A 4,428-nucleotide genomic window follows, 5' to 3' on the forward strand; every position below is an offset into this window, starting at 1 on the left:
TGCATTTCATTTGAAACAAAAATGCCCTCAATATATTCATCATTTAGACCTATAAATCCCTGTATTTCTTGATTATCCTCATAGACATAGACAGTTGCCTGCAAGAGCAACTCCTTCACTAATTCAAAATTATTTTGCCAATATTGCGAAGAAATAAAAGAATGTGCTGTCACATTCGTATCTAACCATATATCTGTAACTTTATTTATATCTGCTTTTTGTAATTCTCTAATCATTTAAATGACCCTTTTACAAATTGCGATTTATATTTTTCTTCTTAAATAATACTATTGTACGAAGTAAACAAATCATATTTTTAGACTTAAATGACTAAGATACCCGCCCACTCTAAAATCACACAAAGAACAAACAAAATGACAATCAATAATACAGGTGAAAAGCCTTTTTTTAGTATCTTTGTACAACCAAAGAATACACATAAAGAAAGAACTCCAGGCAATACCATATCTAAATCGGATTGAATGTTTACTACATGAATTTGCACAAACCTCTGAACTAGTATACCAATCACAAACATTCCAAGCATACTTGCAGCGAGTGTTACATTCTTTAAGAATGTATCCGATAAGTCCGTAATCAACTTAGTACCTTTCTTATAACCAAGCTCTTGTGTGATCCAAAGAAAGCCAAAGCGAAGTACGTTCCATGCCACAAAGAAGAAAATAGGTCCTAGAATATTTTGTGATAAAGCTAATGATGCGCCAACAGCCGCAAGAATTGGACGCATTGTAAACCAGAATACTGGATCTCCTACACCTGCCAAAGGACCCATTAAGCCAATCTTTACATCTTGAATGGAAGTATCTGAAATATCAGCACCTTTTGCCTTTTCTTCTTCCATAGCCAAGACAATACCAACAATTGGTGCAGAAACATATGGATGTGTATTATAGAATTTTAAATGACGATCTACAGCCAAATCATAATCTTCTTTATTGGGATATAATTCTTTTAACGCCGGAAGCAAGCCATAGCACCAGCCACCATTTTGCATACGCTCAAAGTTCCATGAACCTTGTAAATATTGATGGTTTAAACAAACCTTTAATCTTGTACTCTTCTTCATATAAACCACCTACTCATAATCATTTAAGATGTCCCCTAATGGATCATCACTTGTTTTACTTGATTGTTCCTTGGCATTCAACAACGTATATAGCCAAACTAAACCACCACCAATAAAGCATAACGATAGTAAAGACAAGCTTGTCATGCATGCCAAACCAAATCCAATCATAAAGAATGGATATGTAAATTTAGAGCCTAATACATTCGCTACAATCGCAAAGCCAACCACACAAACGACACCAGAACCAATCAATAATCCTTTATAAATTGAAACAGGAATCATTTCCAAGATTGAACAAATCACAAATGAAGGGATCAATAATAATACAACCGTCGGAATCAAAACACGAATTCCTTGCACACAAATGCCAATCCATTGATAATAAGAAACTTTCTTTGTTTCATCCATTTTATGTACAAGTTGGATTGCTAAATTACGACATACCTTTGTCAAAGATAACCCCACTAAAGATAATGGAATCGCTAGGGCAATACTAAACGCAATCACATATCTAGCTTCAATTGCACTTTCAAGGCCATGAATCATCAATATAGATGAAATTACACTCGCTAAACATACATCGGGTGCAACTGCCGCACCAATATTGGCCCACCCTAAGGCAATCAATTGTAAAGATCCACCTAATAATAATCCTTCTGCTAAATGGTTTGTCACTAAACCAATTAAAGTACAGGCAACAATGGGTTGATGAAATTCAAACTCATCCAAGATGCCTTCAATGCCTGCGACAAATGCCACAAGTAAAACTAAAATAGTCTGCATACCTCTTCCTCATTTCTTTTTGATTTTCTTAAAATCCTTTGAATTTAAAAAATAATACAAGATAAATGCCCATACAAGAAGGAGTACCGCGCCTAATGATATAAACGTCTTATAATAGGGATACCCAAAAACAGCTCCTACGCTTAAAATCAAGCCAACAAAAACATAGGATACAAATTCCTGGATTACATCATAGATTTCTTGAAAACTGTATTGATTATGTGTAACTTCGTTTTCCTGTAGTCCATCATATATACCATGTGCAATATCTTTTAAAAATCTTTTCATATGTATAATATACCACAAGAAAAGGCTTTCCCATCAGGAAAAGCCAAGATTATTTATTATTCATCATTTTAAGTGCAATTCTAAGAATACAAATGCCCATTACCACAATCACAATTGAATTCAATAACCAAGTGTTGATTGTATTCGGTAGTTTATAAATAAAAACGGTACATGCGCAAAGTAGTAAAATAAAGCATTCTATAACGGAATTTTTAATCATAGTCATATCTGTACCTCCCTTACATTTTTAGTATAAAACGCCTTAAATAAAGTACAATATGACTACATACGATTGAACAGACATTTATCCAACACTTAATTCATCCTTAATCTATGTTAATTTTAATTTACATATGAACCAATTTCTCGTTTGCAGGTTCTTATAAAGAGGATTATTGTAAAAGTATCTAACCATAAATAAACGGAGTTGATTATGATCAACATACCCAAGATACTGGTGGCAAACGGGTCTGGGGCATTTTTAGTACTCTTCTTATTGTTATATCGAATTCCTATTGTACAAACAAATCAGTTTGATGAAAAAATATATAACTTTATGCTTATAGTTACCTTCATTGCCACGGTCAATGAAACGCTTAGTTTTATCATTGATGCCCAGGTTTTATCTTTCATATTTTACAATATATCTCAAATACAATTTCTTCAGCTAGCTCAGGCATCATTGGATATTATTGGTGTTTATTCGTAGAATATCATATTCATAGAAATTTTGCGCGCATCAAGAAGAAATCAAGAATCTTAGCCATTCCATTGATCATTGCCACAATCTTGATCTTTATCAATTTATTGGGAACGGGTATCATCTTTGATATTTCAAAGGAAAATGTATATACTCGTGGTCCCATGAATTTTATTTTATATATTTTCGTCTTCGTGTATTATATTGAAAGTATATATACTGTTCAAAAAGCTAAAGCCGATTCCATTTTAGTAGAATTCTTTCCCATTTACTACTTTATCATTCCTTGTATGATTGGTACCATGATTCAAGGTTTCTTTTTCAGAATTTCTATGGTCTGGCTTTGTGTCGCAATCGCATTTATCTTAGTTTACATTGAAATTCAAATATCTATATCCTTTATTGATGATTTATCCGGACTTTACAATCGAAAATACATGAATCATTATTTAAACAAACTTCAAAACAATAAAACGAAACATGTATATGGATTCATGATGGATATCAATGACTTTAAAGCCATCAATGATACATACGGACATTAAAAAGGTGATTATGCCCTCATACATTTTGGTAAAATTCTACAACATTCGATTGATAAAGATTCAGTTGCCATTCGTATGGGTGGAGATGAATTCGTGATCTTTGCGAAACTCAAATCGGATGAAGAAGCCTTGGCTTTAAAGAAACAAATCGAATACAATGTTCGACAATTTAATATAAAATCAAAAGAACCATTCCATTTCTCTTTCTCGCTTGGAATAGCTAAATTTAACGGTAAAATACCGATGCATTCTTATCAGCCATGGACGATTCTATGTATGAAACTAAGAATATGCATCGTTTAATGCAGTAATCAAGGCGAGTTCATCGCCTTTTTTATTTTGCACAAGAAAGACTTTTCCTACGAAAAAGTCACACGCCTAAATGACGTGCCAGGTTCGTTTCCAGTCGTCCGGTAACATTTCAATATCTACTCCATCTTTCTGAATCATTCGGTATCCCGATCCATTCAGTCTTTATCGATGGAGTTTTTATTGTATGCTTTTTATAAATACTTCAGAATTTCATCCATGATCTATGTACCTATCATCCAGTAAGATATCATAAACTTCTGGTTCTGATTATTTATCTTTATTTAATCCACAAATCCCATACCTCTTCGATTGATCACATAGGCTGCACAATAATGTACACTCAATCCTTTGATCTTGGTATACTTTTCTTTTCCAATCTTACTTGTATTCTTTGGATCTACTTTAATTACATCCACTTCATTCATCAAACATTTTCTTTCTAATTTTTCTAATATCTTTTTATACGCAAAACTCGATAATGTTTTATTTTCTTTCTTTGGTCGATAGAGCATCCTAGTTTTCAACTGCTTGAAATTCAAGTCTTCAACTACAAGACTCTTCTTCTTGGATTTACAATATTCCATGATTTCAATGGCCAGCTGATACAGTTCTTCATTTCGTTTGTTTTTAGTATTCTCTTTATGGATTGGATACTTCTTGATTAGAACGATGTTTCCATCCATATTGGTTTCACATAGTGCTATATGGTC

Annotated in this window: 6 protein-coding genes and 1 pseudogene; 1 reads left to right on the forward strand and 6 read right to left on the reverse strand. The window is 33.0% G+C overall.

Annotated elements, in window-relative coordinates:
- The 5 genes from H8911_RS11705 to H8911_RS11725 form a co-directional block, all read right to left on the reverse strand.
- Nucleotides 1–236: GNAT family protein (locus H8911_RS11705; RefSeq protein WP_500784413.1), on the reverse strand; the 236-nt coding region annotated here is incomplete at its 3' end.
- Between the two features lie 86 nt (nucleotides 237–322).
- Nucleotides 323–1,087: a PTS system mannose/fructose/sorbose family transporter subunit IID gene (locus H8911_RS11710; protein ID WP_186999784.1), complete on the reverse strand. Its 765-nt coding sequence runs from the start codon at nucleotides 1,085–1,087 to the stop codon at nucleotides 323–325.
- A gap of 9 nt (nucleotides 1,088–1,096) precedes the next feature.
- Nucleotides 1,097–1,873 carry a PTS sugar transporter subunit IIC gene (locus H8911_RS11715; RefSeq protein ID WP_186999785.1) on the reverse strand — a complete coding sequence of 259 codons (777 nt, stop codon included), beginning with the start codon at nucleotides 1,871–1,873 and terminating at the stop codon, nucleotides 1,097–1,099.
- A 9-nt stretch (nucleotides 1,874–1,882) separates the two neighbouring features.
- Entirely contained in the window at nucleotides 1,883–2,161 is a 279-nt protein-coding gene (locus H8911_RS11720) for a hypothetical protein (protein WP_186999786.1), read from the reverse strand.
- A 49-nt stretch (nucleotides 2,162–2,210) separates the two neighbouring features.
- A complete protein-coding gene (locus tag H8911_RS11725) occupies nucleotides 2,211–2,387 on the reverse strand; it encodes a hypothetical protein (protein WP_186999787.1) in 177 nt (58 codons plus the stop codon).
- 806 nt (nucleotides 2,388–3,193) lie between these two features.
- On the opposite strand from H8911_RS11725, the pseudogene H8911_RS12805 reads away from it, so the two are divergent.
- Nucleotides 3,194–3,709: pseudogene (locus H8911_RS12805) on the forward strand (GGDEF domain-containing protein).
- A gap of 290 nt (nucleotides 3,710–3,999) precedes the next feature.
- Here H8911_RS12805 and H8911_RS11740 read toward each other — a convergent pair.
- On the reverse strand, nucleotides 4,000–4,428 hold a 429-nt coding region (locus tag H8911_RS11740), incomplete at its 5' end, for an IS200/IS605 family accessory protein TnpB-related protein (RefSeq protein WP_222621035.1).

Origin of the sequence: Holdemanella hominis (assembly GCF_014306155.1) — a bacterium.
GTDB classification, from domain to species: domain Bacteria; phylum Bacillota_I; class Bacilli_A; order Erysipelotrichales; family Erysipelotrichaceae; genus Holdemanella; species Holdemanella hominis.